The organism is Enterobacter sp. SLBN-59, assembly GCF_024807915.1.
Taxonomy (GTDB): Bacteria; Pseudomonadota; Gammaproteobacteria; order Enterobacterales; family Enterobacteriaceae; genus Enterobacter; species Enterobacter asburiae_B.
The window spans coordinates 2619357-2636326 of the sequence record NZ_JANUFI010000001.1; the positions used below are offsets into that span (position 1 = coordinate 2619357).

Annotated in this window: 18 protein-coding genes; 11 read left to right on the forward strand and 7 right to left on the reverse strand. The window is 56.2% G+C overall.

The features are described from left to right. Window positions 1–59: 59 nt before the first annotated feature. Entirely contained in the window at window positions 60–605 is a 546-nt protein-coding gene (gene orn, locus M2422_RS12525) for an oligoribonuclease (RefSeq protein ID WP_023310130.1), read from the reverse strand. Between the two features lie 107 nt (window positions 606–712). On the opposite strand from orn, the gene rsgA reads away from it, so the two are divergent. From rsgA to mscM, 3 genes are all read left to right on the forward strand, one after another. After that, window positions 713–1765 (forward strand): small ribosomal subunit biogenesis GTPase RsgA, encoded by a 1053-nt coding sequence (rsgA, locus tag M2422_RS12530; protein WP_023334242.1) that lies wholly within the window; start codon window positions 713–715, stop codon window positions 1763–1765. A gap of 97 nt (window positions 1766–1862) precedes the next feature. Beyond that, the gene (gene asd / locus M2422_RS12535) at window positions 1863–2831 is read left to right on the forward strand and encodes an archaetidylserine decarboxylase (protein WP_033144458.1); all 969 of its coding nucleotides are present in this window, start codon (window positions 1863–1865) and stop codon (window positions 2829–2831) included. A gap of 19 nt (window positions 2832–2850) precedes the next feature. After that, complete coding sequence (mscM, locus tag M2422_RS12540; RefSeq protein WP_039261016.1) at window positions 2851–6174, forward strand: miniconductance mechanosensitive channel MscM; 3324 nt, start codon at window positions 2851–2853, stop codon at window positions 6172–6174. Between the two features lie 44 nt (window positions 6175–6218). On the opposite strand, the gene epmA is transcribed toward mscM, so the two are convergent. Continuing rightward, window positions 6219–7196 (reverse strand): elongation factor P--(R)-beta-lysine ligase, encoded by a 978-nt coding sequence (epmA, locus tag M2422_RS12545; RefSeq protein WP_024907345.1) that lies wholly within the window; start codon window positions 7194–7196, stop codon window positions 6219–6221. Window positions 7197–7506: 310 nt separating this feature from the next. Between epmA and frdA the strand changes: the two genes are divergently transcribed. The 4 genes from frdA to frdD are packed head-to-tail and all read left to right on the forward strand — an operon-like array spanning window position 7507 to window position 10800. After that, window positions 7507–9297 (forward strand): fumarate reductase (quinol) flavoprotein subunit, encoded by a 1791-nt coding sequence (gene frdA / locus M2422_RS12550; protein WP_259140954.1) that lies wholly within the window; start codon window positions 7507–7509, stop codon window positions 9295–9297. Continuing rightward, complete coding sequence (locus M2422_RS12555; RefSeq protein WP_023310124.1) at window positions 9290–10024, forward strand: succinate dehydrogenase/fumarate reductase iron-sulfur subunit; 735 nt, start codon at window positions 9290–9292, stop codon at window positions 10022–10024. Before frdA ends, M2422_RS12555 begins: the two co-directional genes overlap by 8 nt. A gap of 10 nt (window positions 10025–10034) precedes the next feature. Continuing rightward, a complete protein-coding gene (gene frdC, locus M2422_RS12560) occupies window positions 10035–10430 on the forward strand; it encodes a fumarate reductase subunit FrdC (protein ID WP_032662400.1) in 396 nt (131 codons plus the stop codon). 10 nt (window positions 10431–10440) lie between these two features. Next, window positions 10441–10800 carry a fumarate reductase subunit FrdD gene (gene frdD / locus M2422_RS12565; protein ID WP_000609653.1) on the forward strand — a complete coding sequence of 120 codons (360 nt, stop codon included), beginning with the start codon at window positions 10441–10443 and terminating at the stop codon, window positions 10798–10800. Window positions 10801–10829: 29 nt separating this feature from the next. Here the strand turns inward: frdD and ampR are convergent, their stop codons facing one another. After that, complete coding sequence (gene ampR / locus M2422_RS12570) at window positions 10830–11705, reverse strand: LysR family transcriptional regulator AmpR (RefSeq protein WP_064673119.1); 876 nt, start codon at window positions 11703–11705, stop codon at window positions 10830–10832. A 132-nt stretch (window positions 11706–11837) separates the two neighbouring features. On the opposite strand from ampR, the gene blaACT reads away from it, so the two are divergent. Next, window positions 11838–12983, forward strand: a complete 1146-nt coding sequence (blaACT, locus tag M2422_RS12575; protein ID WP_248202728.1) for an ACT family cephalosporin-hydrolyzing class C beta-lactamase — start codon at window positions 11838–11840, stop codon at window positions 12981–12983. A gap of 136 nt (window positions 12984–13119) precedes the next feature. Continuing rightward, window positions 13120–13650 carry a lipocalin family protein gene (locus M2422_RS12580; RefSeq protein WP_023310119.1) on the forward strand — a complete coding sequence of 177 codons (531 nt, stop codon included), beginning with the start codon at window positions 13120–13122 and terminating at the stop codon, window positions 13648–13650. Here the strand turns inward: M2422_RS12580 and sugE are convergent. Further along, window positions 13647–13964 (reverse strand): quaternary ammonium compound efflux SMR transporter SugE, encoded by a 318-nt coding sequence (gene sugE / locus M2422_RS12585; RefSeq protein WP_008502938.1) that lies wholly within the window; start codon window positions 13962–13964, stop codon window positions 13647–13649. The two genes, M2422_RS12580 and sugE, sit on opposite strands and share 4 nt — an antisense overlap. Before the next feature lie 261 nt (window positions 13965–14225). On the opposite strand from sugE, the gene M2422_RS12590 reads away from it, so the two are divergent. Continuing rightward, window positions 14226–14825, forward strand: coding sequence for a LuxR C-terminal-related transcriptional regulator (locus M2422_RS12590; RefSeq protein WP_064673118.1), 600 nt, complete (start codon window positions 14226–14228; stop codon window positions 14823–14825). A 36-nt stretch (window positions 14826–14861) separates the two neighbouring features. Here the strand turns inward: M2422_RS12590 and ecnB are convergent, their stop codons facing one another. From ecnB to efp, 3 genes are all read right to left on the reverse strand, one after another. Next, window positions 14862–15008: a lipoprotein toxin entericidin B gene (ecnB, locus tag M2422_RS12595; protein WP_003025482.1), complete on the reverse strand. Its 147-nt coding sequence runs from the start codon at window positions 15006–15008 to the stop codon at window positions 14862–14864. A 108-nt stretch (window positions 15009–15116) separates the two neighbouring features. After that, window positions 15117–15248, reverse strand: coding sequence for an entericidin A/B family lipoprotein (locus tag M2422_RS12600; protein WP_024907352.1), 132 nt, complete (start codon window positions 15246–15248; stop codon window positions 15117–15119). Between the two features lie 58 nt (window positions 15249–15306). After that, window positions 15307–15873 carry an elongation factor P gene (gene efp / locus M2422_RS12605; RefSeq protein WP_010427766.1) on the reverse strand — a complete coding sequence of 189 codons (567 nt, stop codon included), beginning with the start codon at window positions 15871–15873 and terminating at the stop codon, window positions 15307–15309. 40 nt (window positions 15874–15913) lie between these two features. On the opposite strand from efp, the gene epmB reads away from it, so the two are divergent. Next, the gene (gene epmB / locus M2422_RS12610; protein ID WP_039261006.1) at window positions 15914–16942 is read left to right on the forward strand and encodes an EF-P beta-lysylation protein EpmB; all 1029 of its coding nucleotides are present in this window, start codon (window positions 15914–15916) and stop codon (window positions 16940–16942) included. Window positions 16943–16970 lie beyond the last annotated feature (28 nt).

Genomic DNA, 16970 nt, shown 5'->3' on the forward strand with positions numbered 1-16970 from the left:
CGGCAAGCTGAACAATTTAACGACAAAAACCCGGCCACGCAAGGCGCCGGATCGCAAAATCACAGCTTAATAAAGTTTTCGCGGTAGTAGGAAAGCTCCGCCACAGACTCACGGATATCGTCCATCGCCTGGTGAGTCCCCTGCTTTTTGAAGCCGTCGAGGATTTCAGGCTTCCAGCGACGCGCCAGCTCTTTCAGGGTGCTGACATCCAGATAGCGGTAGTGGAAATATGACTCCAGCTCCGGCATGTACTTAAACAGGAAACGGCGATCCTGGCCGATGCTATTTCCACAGATAGGCGATTTGCCTGCCGGAACCCACTGTTTCAGGAACTCAAGCGTCGCCAGCTCCGCCTCGCGATCGCCGAACGTGCTCGCCTTCACGCGCTCTACCAGGCCACTGCCGGTGTGGGTGCGCACGTTCCATTCATCCATCAAAGCCAGCTGGTCGTCGGACTGATGCACCGCAATCGTTGGCCCTTCAGCCAGGATATTCAGGTTAGCGTCCGTCACCAGCGTTGCAATTTCAATGATGCGATCGCGCTCGGGATCCAGCCCGGTCATTTCGAGATCGATCCAAATCAGGTTGTTTTCATCCGCGCTCATGTTATTTTCCACCCTTCTCGCATAACCGGCAGTAGCAGGTTAACTAGTATTAATTAGAGTGTATCATAGAGGTTTTGCCCCTTACGGGCGACCAGGAGCCAGCGCGATTGAGTAAAAATAAACTCTCCAAAGGGCAGCAGCGCCGCGTAAACGCCAACCACCAGCGCCGTCTTAAAACCACTTCGGAGAAGCCGGATTATGACGACAACCTGTTTGGTGAAGCGACAGAAGGCGTAGTCATCAGCCGTTTCGGTATGCATGCCGATGTCGAATCCGCCGACGGGGATATTCACCGTTGCAATATCCGTCGCACCATCCGTTCACTGGTTACCGGCGATCGCGTGGTCTGGCGACCGGGTAAAGAGGCGGCGGAAGGCGTTACGGTAAAAGGTATCGTTGAAGCGGTTCATGAGCGCACGTCCGTGTTAACCCGTCCCGATTTCTACGACGGGGTCAAACCCATTGCTGCCAACATTAACCAGATTGTTATCGTATCGGCGATTTTGCCCGAACTTTCGCTCAACATTATCGACCGATATCTCGTCGCCTGCGAAACGCTGCAGGTTGAACCGATTATCGTGTTGAACAAAATCGATCTGCTGGATGACGACGGCATGGCCTTCGTGAATGAGCAGATGGATATCTACCGCAAGATTGGTTACCGCGTGCTGATGGTCTCCAGCCACACCAAAGATGGCCTTAAACCGCTGGAAGAGGCGCTGACCGACCGCATCAGCATCTTTGCTGGCCAGTCCGGCGTGGGTAAATCGAGCCTGCTGAACAACCTGCTCGGCCTCCAGCAAGAGATCCTGACCAACGATGTGTCCAACGTCTCTGGCCTGGGCCAGCACACCACCACCGCCTCGCGTCTGTATCATTTCCCGCACGGCGGCGACGTGATCGACTCCCCGGGGGTGCGTGAGTTCGGTTTGTGGCACCTTGAGCCGGAACAAATCTTTAACGGATTTGTCGAATTCCATGATTATTTAGGCGCCTGTAAATACCGCGACTGTAAGCACGATAACGACCCAGGCTGCGCTATCCGTGAAGCGGTTGAGAAAGGCGAGATCGCGGAAACCCGCTTCGAGAATTACCACCGCATTCTTGAGAGCATGGAAGACGTAAAAACGCGTAAAAACTTTTCTGATTCTGATAACTGACAACTAAGCTAAGCATCGCTAAAATCGTCCCCTTTTTTCAGGTTCCGGCGGCTTAACGCCGGATCAGGAACGACAAAACAATGGCCTGGAGGCTACCTTGTTAAACGCATTTAAACTTTCGCTTCAATACATTCTGCCAAAACTGTGGCTCACTCGCCTGGCGGGCTGGGGCGCAAGCAAACGCGCGGGCTGGCTGACCAAACTGGTCATCGACCTTTTCGTAAAATATTACAAGGTCGATATGAAAGAGGCGCAGAAGCCGGATACCGCCAGCTACCGCACCTTCAACGAGTTCTTCGTACGCCCGCTGCGTGACGAAGTGCGCCCGCTGAACACCGACCCTAACGTCCTGGTGATGCCGGCAGACGGCGTGATCAGCCAGTTGGGTAATATCGAAGACGACAAAATCCTGCAGGCGAAGGGCCATAACTACAGTCTGGAAGCGCTGCTGGCGGGTAACTACCTGATGGCGGATCTGTTCCGCAACGGTACGTTTGCCACCACCTATCTTTCACCGCGCGACTACCATCGCGTGCACATGCCGTGTAACGGTATCCTGCGTGAAATGATTTACGTCCCGGGCGACCTGTTCTCCGTAAACCACCTGACCGCGCAGAACGTGCCGAACCTGTTTGCCCGCAACGAGCGCGTCATCTGTCTGTTCGATACTGAATTTGGCCCTATGGCGCAGATTCTGGTGGGTGCGACCATCGTAGGCAGCATCGAAACCGTCTGGGCGGGCACCATCACCCCACCGCGCGAAGGCGTGATCAAACGCTGGACCTGGCCTGCCGGTGAAGCGGAAGGCTCGGTGGCCCTGCTGAAAGGTCAGGAGATGGGTCGCTTCAAGCTGGGCTCTACCGTAATCAACCTGTTTGCGCCGGGCAAAGTGAAGCTGGCTGAACAGCTCGAAAGCCTGTCGGTCACCAAACTGGGCCAGCCGCTGGCGGTCTCTACCGAAACCTTCGTTACGCCGGATGCAGAACCAGCGCCGCTACCGCAGGAAGAGATCAACGCCGAGCACGACGCCAGCCCGCTGGTTGACGACAAAAAAGACGAAGGCTAACAACAGAAGGATCGCTGACGTGCGCCCGATTATCGTTCTACTGATGGCCTGGTGCCTCAGCATGGGGGCGTACGCAGCGACAGCCCCCGACGCCAAACAGATAACCCAGGAACTGGAGCAGGCAAAAGCGGCCAAACCCGCTCAGCCAGAGACCGTCGAGTCGCTCCAGGCTGCCCTGAACGCGCTTGAGGAGCGAAAAGGCTCTCTTGAGCGCGCTCAGCAGTATCAGCAGGTTATCGACAACTTCCCCAAACTCTCGCAGACGCTGCGCGCGCAGCTCAATAATCTGCGTGACGAACCGCGCGACGTGCCCGCAGGCATGACCTCCGACGCCCTGAACCAGGAGATCCTGCAGGTCAGCAGCCAGCTTCTGGAAAAGAGCCGCCTTGCCCAGCAGGAGCAGGAGCGAGCGCGTGAAATTGCCGACTCCCTCAGCCAGCTTCCGCAACAGCAAACCGACGCCCGCCGCCAGCTTAATGAGGTTGAGCGTCGCGTGGGTACGCAAAGCGGCAATACGCCACAGGCTCAGGCTCAAAATCTGGGCCTGCAGGCAGAATCGGCTCGCCTGAAGGCCCTTGTCGATGAGCTGGAGCTGGCGCAGCTTTCCGCCAATAACCGCCAGGAGCTGTCGCGGATGCGCTCTGAACTCGCTCAGAAGCAGAGCGAGCAGCTGGATGCGTATCTCCAGGCCCTGCGCAATCAGCTTAACAGCCAGCGTCAGCGCGAAGCCGAGCGTGCCCTTGAAAGCACCGAACTGCTGGCGGAAAACAGCGAAAACCTGCCTGCCGGTATCAACGAACAATTCAGGGTCAACCGCGAGCTTTCTGCCGCGCTGAACCAGCAGGCGCAGCGCATGGATCTGGTTGCCTCGCAGCAGCGTCAGGCCACCAATCAAACCCTGCAGGTTCGCCAGGCGCTCAACACCCTGCGCGAGCAGTCCCAGTGGCTCGGATCATCAAACCTGCTGGGCGAAGCGTTACGTGCCCAGGTCGCGCGCCTGCCGGAAATGCCGAAGCCGCAACAGCTGGATACCGAGATGGCCCAGCTGCGCGTTCAGCGACTGCACTTTGAAGATCTTCTCAATAAACAGCCGCAAATCCGCCAGATCCGTCAGGCTGACGGACAGCCCCTGACCAGCGAGCAAAACCGTATTCTGGAAGCCCAGCTGCGTACCCAGCGTGAACTGCTGAACTCTCTGCTCCAGGGCGGGGATACGCTGATTCTGGAGCTGACCAAGCTAAAAGTCTCCAATAGCCAGCTGGAAGATGCGCTGAAAGAGGTGAACGAGGCTACGCACCGTTATCTCTTCTGGACGTCCGACGTGCGTCCGATGACCTTCTCGTGGCCGATTGAGATTGTCCAGGACCTGCGCCGCCTGATTTCGCTGGACACCGTCAGCCAGCTGGGACAGGCCAGCGTGATGATGTTTACCAGCAAAGAGACCATTTTCCCGCTGCTGGGGGCGTTGATTCTGGTGGGCTTCAGCATTTACTCGCGCAGACATTTCACCCGCTTCCTGGAGCGTTCCAGCTCCCGGGTCGGGAAAGTCACCCAGGATCACTTCTGGCTGACGTTGCGCACCGTATTCTGGTCGATTCTTGTCGCCTCTCCGCTGCCGGTGCTGTGGATGACGCTGGGGTATGGCCTGCGGGAAGCCTGGCCCTATCCGCTCGCGGTCGCGATTGGCGATGGCGTCACCGCCACGGTGCCGCTGCTGTGGGTGGTCATGATTTGCGCCACCTTCGCGCGCCCCAATGGCCTGTTCATCACCCACTTTGGCTGGCCGCGTAATCGCGTCGCGCGCGCCATGCGTTACTACCTGATGAGCATCGGGCTGATTGTGCCGCTGATTATGGCGCTGATCATGTTCGATAATCTCAACGACCGGGAGTTCTCAGGCTCGCTGGGGCGCCTCTGCTTTATGCTGATATGCGGGGCGCTGGCCATCGTTACGCTCAGCCTGAAACGCGCGGGTATTCCGCTCTATCTCGATAAATCCGGCAGCGGCGAAAACATGTTCAACCGGCTGCTCTGGAACCTGCTGCTTAGCGCGCCGCTGTTTGCGATGCTGGCAGCAGCGGTAGGCTATCTGGCAACCGCGCAGGCGCTGCTGGCGCGGCTGGAAACCTCGGTGGCCATCTGGTTCCTGCTGCTGGTGGTGTACCACGTGATCCGCCGCTGGATGCTGATCCAGCGCCGCCGTCTGGCCTTCGATCGTGCCAAGCATCGCCGGGCGGAGATCCTCGCCCAGCGCGCGCGGGGTGAGGAAGAGCCAAACCACGTCAACAGTACGGAAGGCACAACGGAAGCGGACGAAGTCGAACTGGATCTGGATGCCATCAGTACCCAGTCCCTGCGCCTGGTTCGTTCCATCCTGATGCTGATTGCCCTCCTGTCGGTGATCTTCCTCTGGTCAGAGATCCACTCCGCGTTTGGCTTCCTGGAGAACATCTCGCTCTGGGACGTGACGTCTACGGTGCAGGGTGTTGAAAGCCTGGAGCCGATTACCTTAGGGGCGGTGCTGATTGCCATTCTGGTGCTGATCATCACCACGCAGCTGGTACGCAACTTCCCGGCGCTGCTGGAGCTTGCGCTGCTGCAGCATCTGGATTTAACGCCGGGTACAGGCTATGCGATTACGACCATTACCAAATATCTGATCATGCTGTTTGGCGGGCTGGTTGGCTTCTCGATGATCGGTATTGAGTGGTCGAAGCTGCAGTGGCTGGTGGCGGCCCTTGGTGTAGGGTTAGGTTTTGGTTTACAGGAGATCTTCGCCAACTTCATCTCTGGCCTGATCATTCTGTTCGAAAAACCGATCCGTATTGGCGATACCGTAACGATCCGCGATTTGACCGGCAGCATCACGAAGATCAACACCCGCGCGACGACGATCAGCGACTGGGATCGCAAAGAGATCATCGTGCCAAACAAGGCGTTTATTACCGAGCAGTTCATCAACTGGTCGCTGTCAGACTCCGTTACCCGCGTGGTGCTGACGGTACCGGCGCCGTCGGACGCCAACAGCGAAGAGGTCACCCAGATCCTCTACACTGCCGCTGAGCGCTGTTCGCTGGTAATCGACAACCCGGCGCCGGAAGTATTCCTTGTGGATTTACAGCAGGGGATCCAGATTTTCGAGCTGCGCATCTACGCCGCCGAAATGGGACACCGTATGCCGCTGCGCCATGAGATCCACCAGCTGATTCTGGCGGGCTTCCGCGAGCACGGTATTGATATGCCGTTCCCACCGTTCCAGATGCGTCTCGAAAGCCTGGACGGGCGTAAAACGGGAAGAACGCTGACGTCAGCGGCGCGTACGCGCCCGGCGGGAAGTTTGTAAGGTAAGCGGGGCAACCCTCTCCCGCGGGAGAGGGTAAACTGCCGTCAGGCGCGATCTACGGTAAACGCAATCACATCGCCAAGCTGCTCTGCGCCCAGGGCCAGCATCACCAGACGGTCAACACCCAGCGCCACGCCGGAGCAATCCGGCAGACCTGCTTTTAATGCTTCAAGCAAATTCACATCAATAGGCTGCTGCGGCAGACCGCGCGCGGCGCGCTTGCGGTTATCCTGCTCGAAGCGCTGCTGCTGCTCGCGGGCATCCGTCAGTTCGTGGAAGCCGTTCGCCAGCTCGATGCCTTTGTAATAGACCTCAAAACGCTCTGCGACACGATGATCTTCGGTACTGATCTGCGCCAGCGACGCCTGGCTTGCCGGGAAGTGATAGACAAAGGTCGGACGGTCTTTGCCAATCTGCGGTTCAACGCCAAAAGTGAACAGCAGCTGCAGCAGCGTGTCGCGATCCTCTTCGGTATCCGCCACGTTGCTCAGATCCAGTTTTGCTGCCACTTCGCGCAGCTGGGTTTTGTCCGCCGACAGCGGATCGATTTCCAGATGGCGCTGGAAAGCCTGCTGATAGGAGAGCGTTTCGGCTTCCGAGCAGTCCAGCACCTGCTGGAGCAGATCGTCCACCTCATTCATCAGGCGGTACATATCATAATGCGGGCGGTACCACTCCAGCATGGTGAATTCCGGGTTGTGGTGACGCCCCATCTCTTCATTACGGAAGCTGCGGCACAGCTGATACACCGGGCCACATCCCGCCGCCAGCAGGCGTTTCATGTGGTATTCCGGGCTGGTCATCAGATACAAATTCATGCCCTGAGAGTGGCCGGGGCCAACAAAACGGGTTTCAAACGGCACCAGATGAATATCCGTTACCGTTGCCTGACTCATGCACGGCGTTTCCACCTCCAGGACTCCGCGGTCGGCAAAGAAACGGCGGATCTCCGCCATAATTGCAGCGCGTTTTAACAGATTAGGGATGGATGCGCTCGGCTGCCAGGTGGCCGTTTCGCTCATGAGTTGTTCTCCGATTTCAGACAAGGGCACGAAGTCTACTCGTTAGCAGGGGCAGAGACAAATTTTGCGCAGTAAAAAAGGGCATTTCATTTAGGTGAACTTTTTCGTGACGTATTTCATCAATCTTCATAATAAATCGCCGTACAGAACAGCAAAAAAATCGAACACGTCAAATTTCCCTGACATCTACACGGTTATACTGTTTTACCCATAAAGGAGCAGTGGAAACGCTTTCGCAATCGTCCTTTTGGACGGGTGAACTACCTTTAGTTTGTCGCGTTGCGAAATAACAAAAATCTGGAGGAATGTCGTGCAAACTTTTCAAGCCGATCTTGCCGTAATAGGCGCTGGCGGGGCTGGATTACGTGCTGCGATTGCTGCAGCACAAGCTAATCCCAACGCTAAAATCGCATTGATTTCAAAAGTCTATCCAATGCGTAGTCACACAGTGGCAGCAGAAGGAGGGTCCGCCGCCGTTGCGCAGGATCATGACAGCTTTGAATACCATTTCCACGACACGGTTGCAGGGGGCGACTGGCTTTGCGAGCAGGATGTCGTTGACTACTTTGTGCATCATTGTCCCACGGAAATGACCCAGCTTGAGCAGTGGGGATGTCCGTGGAGCCGCCGCCCGGACGGCAGCGTCAACGTTCGCCGCTTTGGCGGTATGAAGATTGAACGCACCTGGTTCGCCGCCGATAAAACCGGCTTCCACATGCTGCACACCCTGTTCCAGACCTCCCTTCAGTTCCCACAAATTCAGCGCTTCGATGAACACTTCGTCCTCGACATTCTGGTTGATGACGGACAGGCGCGTGGCCTGGTGGCGATGAACATGATGGAAGGCACGCTTGTCCAGATCCGCGCCAACGCGGTAGTGATGGCAACGGGCGGTGCGGGTCGCGTTTATCGTTATAACACCAACGGCGGCATCGTCACCGGTGACGGCATGGGCATAGCGCTCGGTCACGGCGTACCGCTGCGCGATATGGAGTTCGTGCAGTATCACCCAACCGGTCTGCCGGGCTCCGGCATTCTGATGACGGAAGGCTGCCGCGGTGAAGGCGGTATTCTGGTCAATAAAAACGGCTACCGCTATCTGCAGGATTACGGCATGGGCCCGGAAACCCCGCTCGGCGAGCCGAAGAACAAATACATGGAACTCGGCCCGCGCGACAAAGTCTCTCAGGCCTTCTGGCACGAGTGGCGCAAAGGCAACACCATCTCCACGCCGCGCGGCGATGTGGTCTATCTCGACCTGCGTCACCTTGGCGAGAAGAAACTGCTGGAACGTCTGCCGTTCATCTGCGAGCTGGCGAAAGCTTACGTCGGCGTCGACCCGGTGAAAGAGCCGATTCCGGTGCGTCCAACCGCGCACTACACCATGGGCGGGATCGAAACCGACCAGCAGTGCGAAACCCGTATTAAAGGCCTGTTCGCCGTCGGCGAGTGTTCCTCCGTGGGTCTGCACGGCGCCAACCGTCTCGGGTCTAACTCGCTGGCAGAGCTGGTCGTCTTTGGCCGCATGGCGGGCGAGCGCGCGATGGAGCGGGCGGCTACAGCAGGCGAAGCCAACGGTGCCGCGCTGGATGCGCAGGTCGCAGACGTTGAAAAACGCCTGAAAGATCTGGTGAACCAGGAGGGTAACGAGAACTGGTCTAAGATCCGCGACGAGATGGGCCTGTCGATGGAAGAAGGCTGCGGTATTTACCGTACGCCAGAGCTGATGCAAAAAACCGTCGACAAGCTGGCGGAACTGCAGGAGCGCTTCAAGCGCGTACGCATCACCGATACCTCCAGCGTATTCAACACCGACCTGCTCTACACCATCGAGCTGGGCCACGGTCTGAACGTCGCGGAATGTATGGCGCACTCTGCGCTGGCGCGTAAAGAGTCGCGTGGGGCCCACCAGCGTCTGGACGAAGGCTGTACCGAACGTGACGACGTCAATTTCCTGAAACACACTCTCGCCTGGCGCGATGCAGATGGCACCACACGTCTGGACTACAGCGACGTGAAAATCACCACGCTGCCGCCGGCTAAACGCGTGTACGGTGCAGAAGCAGAAGCCGCCGAGAAGAAGGAGAAGGCGAATGGCTGAGATGCAAAAAATGAAGGTTGAAGTGGTGCGCTACAATCCGGAAGTGGACGCCGCACCGCACAGCGCTTTCTATGAAGTACCTTATGACGAGCAAACCTCCCTGCTGGATGCGCTCGGCTATATCAAAGATAACCTGGCGCCAGACCTGAGCTACCGCTGGTCCTGCCGCATGGCAATCTGCGGCTCCTGCGGCATGATGGTCAACAAGGTGCCGAAGCTGGCCTGTAAGACCTTCCTGCGCGAGTACACCAAAGGCATTAAGGTCGAAGCGCTGGGCAACTTCCCGATTGAACGCGATCTGGTGGTCGATATGACCCACTTTATCGAAAGCCTGGAAGCCATTAAGCCGTACATCATCGGTAATCCGCGCACGCCGGATCAGGGGCCAAATACCCAGACGCCGGCTCAGATGGCGAAATACCATCAGTTCTCCGGCTGCATCAACTGCGGCCTGTGCTACGCAGCCTGTCCACAGTTTGGCCTGAACAAGGAGTTCATCGGCCCGGCCGCCATTACCCTGGCACACCGCTATAACGAAGACAGCCGCGACCACGGCAAAAAAGAACGTATGGCGCAGCTTAACAGCCAGAACGGCGTCTGGAGCTGTACCTTTGTGGGTTACTGCTCCGAAGTGTGTCCGAAGCACGTCGACCCGGCCGCCGCAATTCAGCAGGGTAAAGTGGAAAGCTCGAAAGACTTTCTTATCGCTACCCTGAAACCACGCTAAGGAGTGCATGATGACGACTAAACGCAAAGCCTATGTGCGGCCTGTGCCGTCCACCTGGTGGAAAAACCTGCCGTTTTATCGCTTCTACATGCTGCGTGAAGGCACGGCGGTACCGGCGGTCTGGTTCAGCCTTGAGCTGATGTACGGCGTTTTTGCCCTCAAGCATGGCCCGGAAGCCTGGGCCAGCTTTGTCGGTTTTCTGCAAAACCCGATCATTGTTGTTCTGAACCTGATCGTACTCGCGGCCGCGCTGCTTCATACCAAAACCTGGTTTGAGCTGGCGCCAAAAGCGGCGAACATCATCATAAAAGACGAGAAAATGGGGCCAGAGCCGGTGATTAAAGGGCTCTGGGCAGTGACGATTCTGGTCACTGTGGTCATTCTGTTTGTCGCACTGTTCTGGTAAGGAGACACCTGTGATCAATCCAAATCCAAAACGTTCTGACGAGCCGGTCTTCTGGGGCCTGTTTGGCGCAGGCGGCATGTGGAGTGCCATCATCGCCCCCGTCATCATTCTGCTGGTCGGCATTATGCTGCCGCTGGGGCTGTTCCCGGGCGATGCGCTGAGCTACGAGCGCGTGCTGGCGTTTGCGAGCAGCTTTATCGGCCGCGTGTTCATCTTCCTGATGATCGTCCTGCCGCTGTGGTGTGGCCTGCACCGTATTCACCATGCGATGCATGACCTGAAAATCCATGTACCGAGCGGGAAATGGGTGTTCTACGGTCTGGCGACCATCCTGACCGTGGTGACGCTGATTGCCGTGGTCACCATCTGACGCTTCTGGCCCGCCATCCGGCGGGCCTTTTATTTCTGCATCTTCCCCACAAGCCACTGGGCAAACTCGCGCATTGCGGGCGTTTCTGTCCGTGACTGTAGTCTTGTCAGCCAGTAGCTGCCGAGGTCAATCTGCGTTGCAAACGGCTGCACGATGCGTTCGCTGCTGAGTAAATGGGTAAACATGTCGACAGGCGCAATGGCAATCCCTGTGCCTGCCTGCGCGGCTTCCAGCATGGTCACGGACGAATCAAACACCATCACCCGGTGCGTCGGTGAGGGAGGATGTTCACCCGCGGCCTGCATCCACGCCGCCCACTCGTCGCGCCGGTAGGAGCGCAGCAGGGTAAACTTCAGGATATCTGCCGGGCTTTTTAGACAGGAGGCAATGTCGGGTGTACAGAGCGGAGACAGCGGCGCAGGGCAAAGGAATTCAGCATCGGTTCCATGCCACGCGCCGCCACCGTAGCGAATGGCGTAATCAAGCCCTTCAGCCGCCGGGTCGACGCGATTGTTATGGGTGGAAAGCTGAAGATCAATATGCGGATAGCAGCGGCGAAAGTCCGCAAGCAGCGAGAATAAAACTCCCGTGGCAAAAGTCCCTACCACACCTATTTTGAGCTTCTCCTGAGCGCGCTGGCTGGCAAAGCGATCCAGCATTCCGGCGATGCGATCGAACGAGTCATTCAGTACCGGCAGCAAATTCTCGCCTTCGGTGGTCAACATCAGCCCACGCGAAACGCGGACAAACAGCTGGCAATTAAGGTGCTGCTCCAGCGCCTTTACGTGCTGGCTAATCGCGGAATGGGTGACGTTCAGCTCGATAGCGGCATGCGTAAAACTGAGGTGCCTGGCGGCTGCTTCAAACGCCCGCAGGGAATTAAGAGGGAGATAGCTGCGCGTCATGGTCTCGTCCGTTAGAAAAATTAACAGCTAATGCTAAATTTAACCGTTTGTCAGCCATAGTCAAATCCAACAGACTACAGCGGTCTGACGGGCCCGGACACTCCCTTGAACTGCTATTACGGAAGATAACTGATGATGACTAAATCCCTTTGCTGCGCCCTGCTGCTCAGCACCTCCTGCTCGGTATTGGCTGCCCCGATGTCAGAAAAACAGCTGGCTGAGGTGGTGGAACGTACCGTTACGCCGCTGATGAAAGCGCAGGCCATTCCGGGTATGGCGGTGGCGGTGATTTATCAAGGTCAGCCGCACTACTTTACCTTCGGTAAAGCCGATGTTGCGGCGAACAAACCTGTCACCCCACAAACCTTATTCGAGCTGGGTTCTATAAGTAAAACCTTCACCGGCGTACTCGGCGGCGATGCCATTGCTCGCGGTGAAATATCGCTGGGCGATCCGGTGACAAAATACTGGCCTGAGCTGACAGGCAAGCAGTGGCAGGGGATCCGAATGCTGGATCTGGCAACCTATACCGCAGGTGGTTTGCCGTTACAGGTACCGGATGAGGTCACGGATAACGCCTCTCTGCTGCGCTTTTATCAAAACTGGCAGCCGCAGTGGAAGCCGGGCACCACGCGTCTTTATGCCAACGCCAGCATCGGTCTTTTTGGCGCGCTGGCGGTCAAACCTTCCGGCATGAGCTATGAGCAGGCCATAACGACGCGGGTCTTTAAGCCGCTCAAGCTGGACCATACATGGATTAACGTTCCGAAAGCGGAAGAGGCGCATTACGCCTGGGGATACCGCGACGGTAAGGCGGTACACGTTTCGCCAGGCATGCTGGACGCTGAAGCCTATGGCGTAAAAACCAACGTGCAGGATATGGCAAGCTGGGTAATGGTCAACATGAAGCCGGACTCGCTTCAGGATAGTTCACTCAGGAAAGGCATTACCCTGGCGCAGTCTCGCTACTGGCGCGTGGGTGCCATGTATCAGGGTTTAGGCTGGGAAATGCTTAACAGGCCGGTCGATGCAAAAACCGTGGTTGAAGGTAGCGACAATAAGGTGGCGCTGGCACCGCTGCCTGCGAGAGAAGTGAATCCACCGGCGCCCCCGGTCAACGCATCCTGGGTCCATAAAACCGGCTCTACCGGCGGGTTTGGCAGCTACGTGGCATTTATTCCTGAAAAGCAGCTCGGCATTGTGATGCTGGCGAATAAAAGCTATCCGAACCCGGCACGCGTTGAGGCGGCATACCGTATCCTCGACGCGCTGCAGTAAAACATTGCCGGGTGGCGGCTTTGCCTGACCCGGCCTACAAAATCCACGGGGTGACCCCCCGGCGAAACACACCGCACAAAAACCACATTTTCCTTGCCGTCATCTACACTTAACAAAAAACAGTAAGGAAACTCCTATGCGCATTCTGCCTGTTATCGCCGCGGTGACAGCCGCGTTTTTAGTGGTTGCCTGCAGTTCCCCTACCCCACCTCCAGGCGTTACCGTCGTCTCGCCTTTTGATGCACAACGCTTCCTTGGAACATGGTATGAAATCGCGCGCCTCGACCATCGGTTTGAGCAGGGCTTAGAGAAGGTCACTGCGAATTACAGCCCGATGGATGATGGCGGTATTCAGGTGATCAACCGGGGCTATAATCCCGATCGGGAGATGTGGCAGCAATCGATTGGGAAAGCGTACTTCACGGGCGACCCGCGACGGGCCGCGCTCAAAGTCTCTTTCTTCGGCCCGTTTTATGGCGGCTATAACGTGATCGCGCTCGACAGAGAGTACCGTCACGCGCTGGTGTGCGGGCCGGATCGCGACTATTTGTGGATACTTTCCCGCACGCCAACTATTTCGTCAGAAATGAAACAGCAAATGCTGGACGTCGCGACCCGGCAAGGGTTTGATGTGTCAAAACTCATCTGGGTAAAACAGCCCCATTAATGGGTGCTGAGCTTCAGCCCAACGATGCCGGCCACAATCAAGGCGAGGCTGGCGATACGCGCCAGACTCGCTGACTCTCCCAGCAGCAGAATGCCGGTGATGGCGGCCCCTACCGCACCAATGCCCGTCCAGACGGCATAAGCCGTTCCCACAGGCAGCGAGCGCATCGCCCAGGATAACAGGACAATACTCACGATCATCGCGGTGACGGTAATGACGCTGGGCGTCAGGCGGGTAAATCCGTGGGTGTACTTGAGACCAATTGCCCATACCACTTCGAGCAGGCCAGCAATAAAAAGAATGATCCAGGACATTTCAGGCTCCTTAACTTAATTCAAGTTGGGGCCGTCCCCGGTGAAAGAAACGCTTACGGGTCGTCCCGTAAGGCAGAGATTACGCCCCATATTGTGGTTAGCGTGCTATTTTTTTTCAATCATTTTTTGCTGAACACGTTAAGGCAAGAAATAGCCGCAGTATGGCGCGTAGTTCCGGCATTTAGCACTCATCCGACTTCTCTATGATGATGTGCTTTCTGATGGCAGGAAGCCAAACCACTAGCCGACTGCGAATAAAATATGTTCAAAATTCTTTTGATTGACCGTTGTCACTTCACCCGCACGGGGTTTGAAGCATGGCTCAATCATTCCGGTTTGTTCCCGGGACACTACGTTGTGACCGGACTAAATAATCTGTTCCTTGCCAGGGAGCACATTCTGCAATGGAAACCCACGCTGGTCATCGCCGACCTGTACGGCTTCAGGCAGGATATTCATCATTTTCAGCAGCTCTCGTCCTTGCTTAACGCCAGTGAACGATTACCGTTTATTATGCTGCAATCGGGAGAGGACCGCGGCATGACCGACTGGCTCGGACAGTTCCCGGTTTGGTCGTCGCTGTTGAAAAACGCCAGTCTCGGAGAAGTGGCAACGACTATCAATGACGCATTAAACTCGCGCGCTAGCGCTGAAAGGCCAACGGCAGCCGCCCCCTTGCTGACCCGGCAGGAAGAGAAAGTGCTGACATTGTGGATGGACGGGGCAAGCAATCAAAAAATTGCCGCTCACCTGAGTATCAATGGAAAAACGGTCTATACCTACAAACGCAATATCCGGATGAAATTGCATATGGATACGCGTTTTTCTCCGTTCTTATCCCTGCAGGAATCAGAAAGCTGACGGTACGAAACCCGCTGGTCTCGTACCGTATGTTAATTACTGCTGAGCTTTAGTTGCCGCACCAGAGATTGCGCTACCACCTTCAGAAATATCCTGACCGACGCCACGCGTGGTATTACAGGCCGTTAACACTGAAGAAAGTACCAGGACTGAAAAGATCGCTGCAATTGTCTTCTTAACCATAATATCTTCCTTTTATAGCCAAAGTTGTTTTGTGTATAGCAACTTAAGAATAGACAAGATCCCGCCGGTTGACGGAAAAGGAAGCATTTTTAGGAAAATTAGACGAACTTAGCTGGCGGCGTGAGAAATGATATGACCGAGATCCTGGATATCTTGTCCCATTCCACGGGTGGTGTTACAGCCGGAAAGCAATGCACTGGAAAGCGCTAACAGAAGCAGAATTTTAACGGTACGTTTCATCATCCCTGCCTGCAAAAATCAGGCGCAGCGGGCGCTGCGCCTTCAATCATGACGTAAATTACTTCACGCGGGATACGTATTCGCCGGAGCGGGTATCCACTTTGATCACTTCGCCAGTCTGTACGAACAGTGGAACTTTAACCACTGCGCCGGTAGACAGTTTGGCTGGTTTACCGCCGGTACCTGCGGTATCACCTTTCAGACCTGGATCGGTTTCAACGATTTCCAGTTCTACGAAGTTTGGTGGGGTCACAGCGATAGGCTGGCCGTTCCACAGGGTCACGATGCACTCAGCCTGATCCAGCAGCCATTTAGCGCTATCACCTACCGCTTTCTCATCAGCAGACAGCTGTTCGAAAGTGGAGTTGTTCATGAAATGATAGAACTCACCGTCGTTGTACAGATAGGTCAGGTTCATATCAACAACATCAGCGCCTTCAGCGGAGTCAGTAGACTTGAAGGTTTTCTCAACACGGGTACCGGTCAGCAGACGGCGCAGCTTAACGCGTGCGAATGCCTGGCCTTTACCTGGTTTAACGAATTCGCTGGCTTCAACCGCGTACGGTTCGCCGTCCATCATGATTTTAAGACCAGCACGAAAATCGTTGCTATAGTACGTTGCCATAAGGCCCTCTAAATTTGTTAACTGGTAGCTAAGCCACAAAATGGCGCATATTGTAACCCTAAACACCCCGTCCAGAGAAGATTGGTTATCGCAACTTGCCGATGTAATCACCAGTCCTGATGAATTGCTGCGTCTTTTAGACCTCGATCAGCACCCAGAGTTGCTTGCAGGCCGCGAGGCAAAGCGTCTTTTCGCCCTGCGCGTTCCCCGTGCGTTTGTGGCGCGAATGGAGAAAGGCAACCCCGACGATCCACTTTTAAAACAAACGCTTACTTCGCAGGATGAGTTTGTCACCGCACCGGGATACAGCACCGATCCGCTGGAAGAGCAGAACAGCGTGGTGCCGGGTTTACTGCACAAGTATCTCAACCGCGCCCTGCTGCTGGTAAAAGGCGGTTGCGCGGTAAATTGTCGTTATTGCTTCCGTCGGCACTTCCCGTATGCCGAAAACCAGGGCAATAAACGCAACTGGCAGGTCGCGCTGGACTATATCGCCGCCCATCCGGAGCTGGATGAGATTATTTTTTCCGGCGGTGACCCGCTGATGGCAAAAGATCATGAGCTGGACTGGCTGTTGACTCAGCTTGAAGCCATCCCGCACGTTAAGCGCCTGCGTATTCACAGCCGTTTACCGATTGTCATTCCGGCACGTGTCACTGACGGACTGGTGTCACGCCTGGAGCAGTCAAGATTGCAGGTGCTGCTGGTGAACCATATTAACCACGCGAATGAAATTGACGATGACTTTCGCGCGGCGATGGCGCGTCTGCGTAAAGCGGGCGTGACGCTGCTGAACCAGAGCGTGCTGCTGCGCGGCGTCAATGACAGCGCCCGCGTGCTGGCCGACCTGAGCAATGCCCTGTTTGATGCGGGCGTGATGCCCTATTACCTGCACGTGCTGGATCGCGTTCAGGGCGCGGCCCATTTCATGGTGACGGATGAAGAAGCCCGGCAGATTATGCGCGAACTGTTAACGCTGGTTTCAGGCTATATGGTGCCGAAGCTGGCACGCGAGATTGGCGGAGAGCCGAGCAAGACGCCGCTGGATCTGCAGCTGCGGCAGCGCTAGTTTCCCCGCACCCTAACCCTCTCCCACA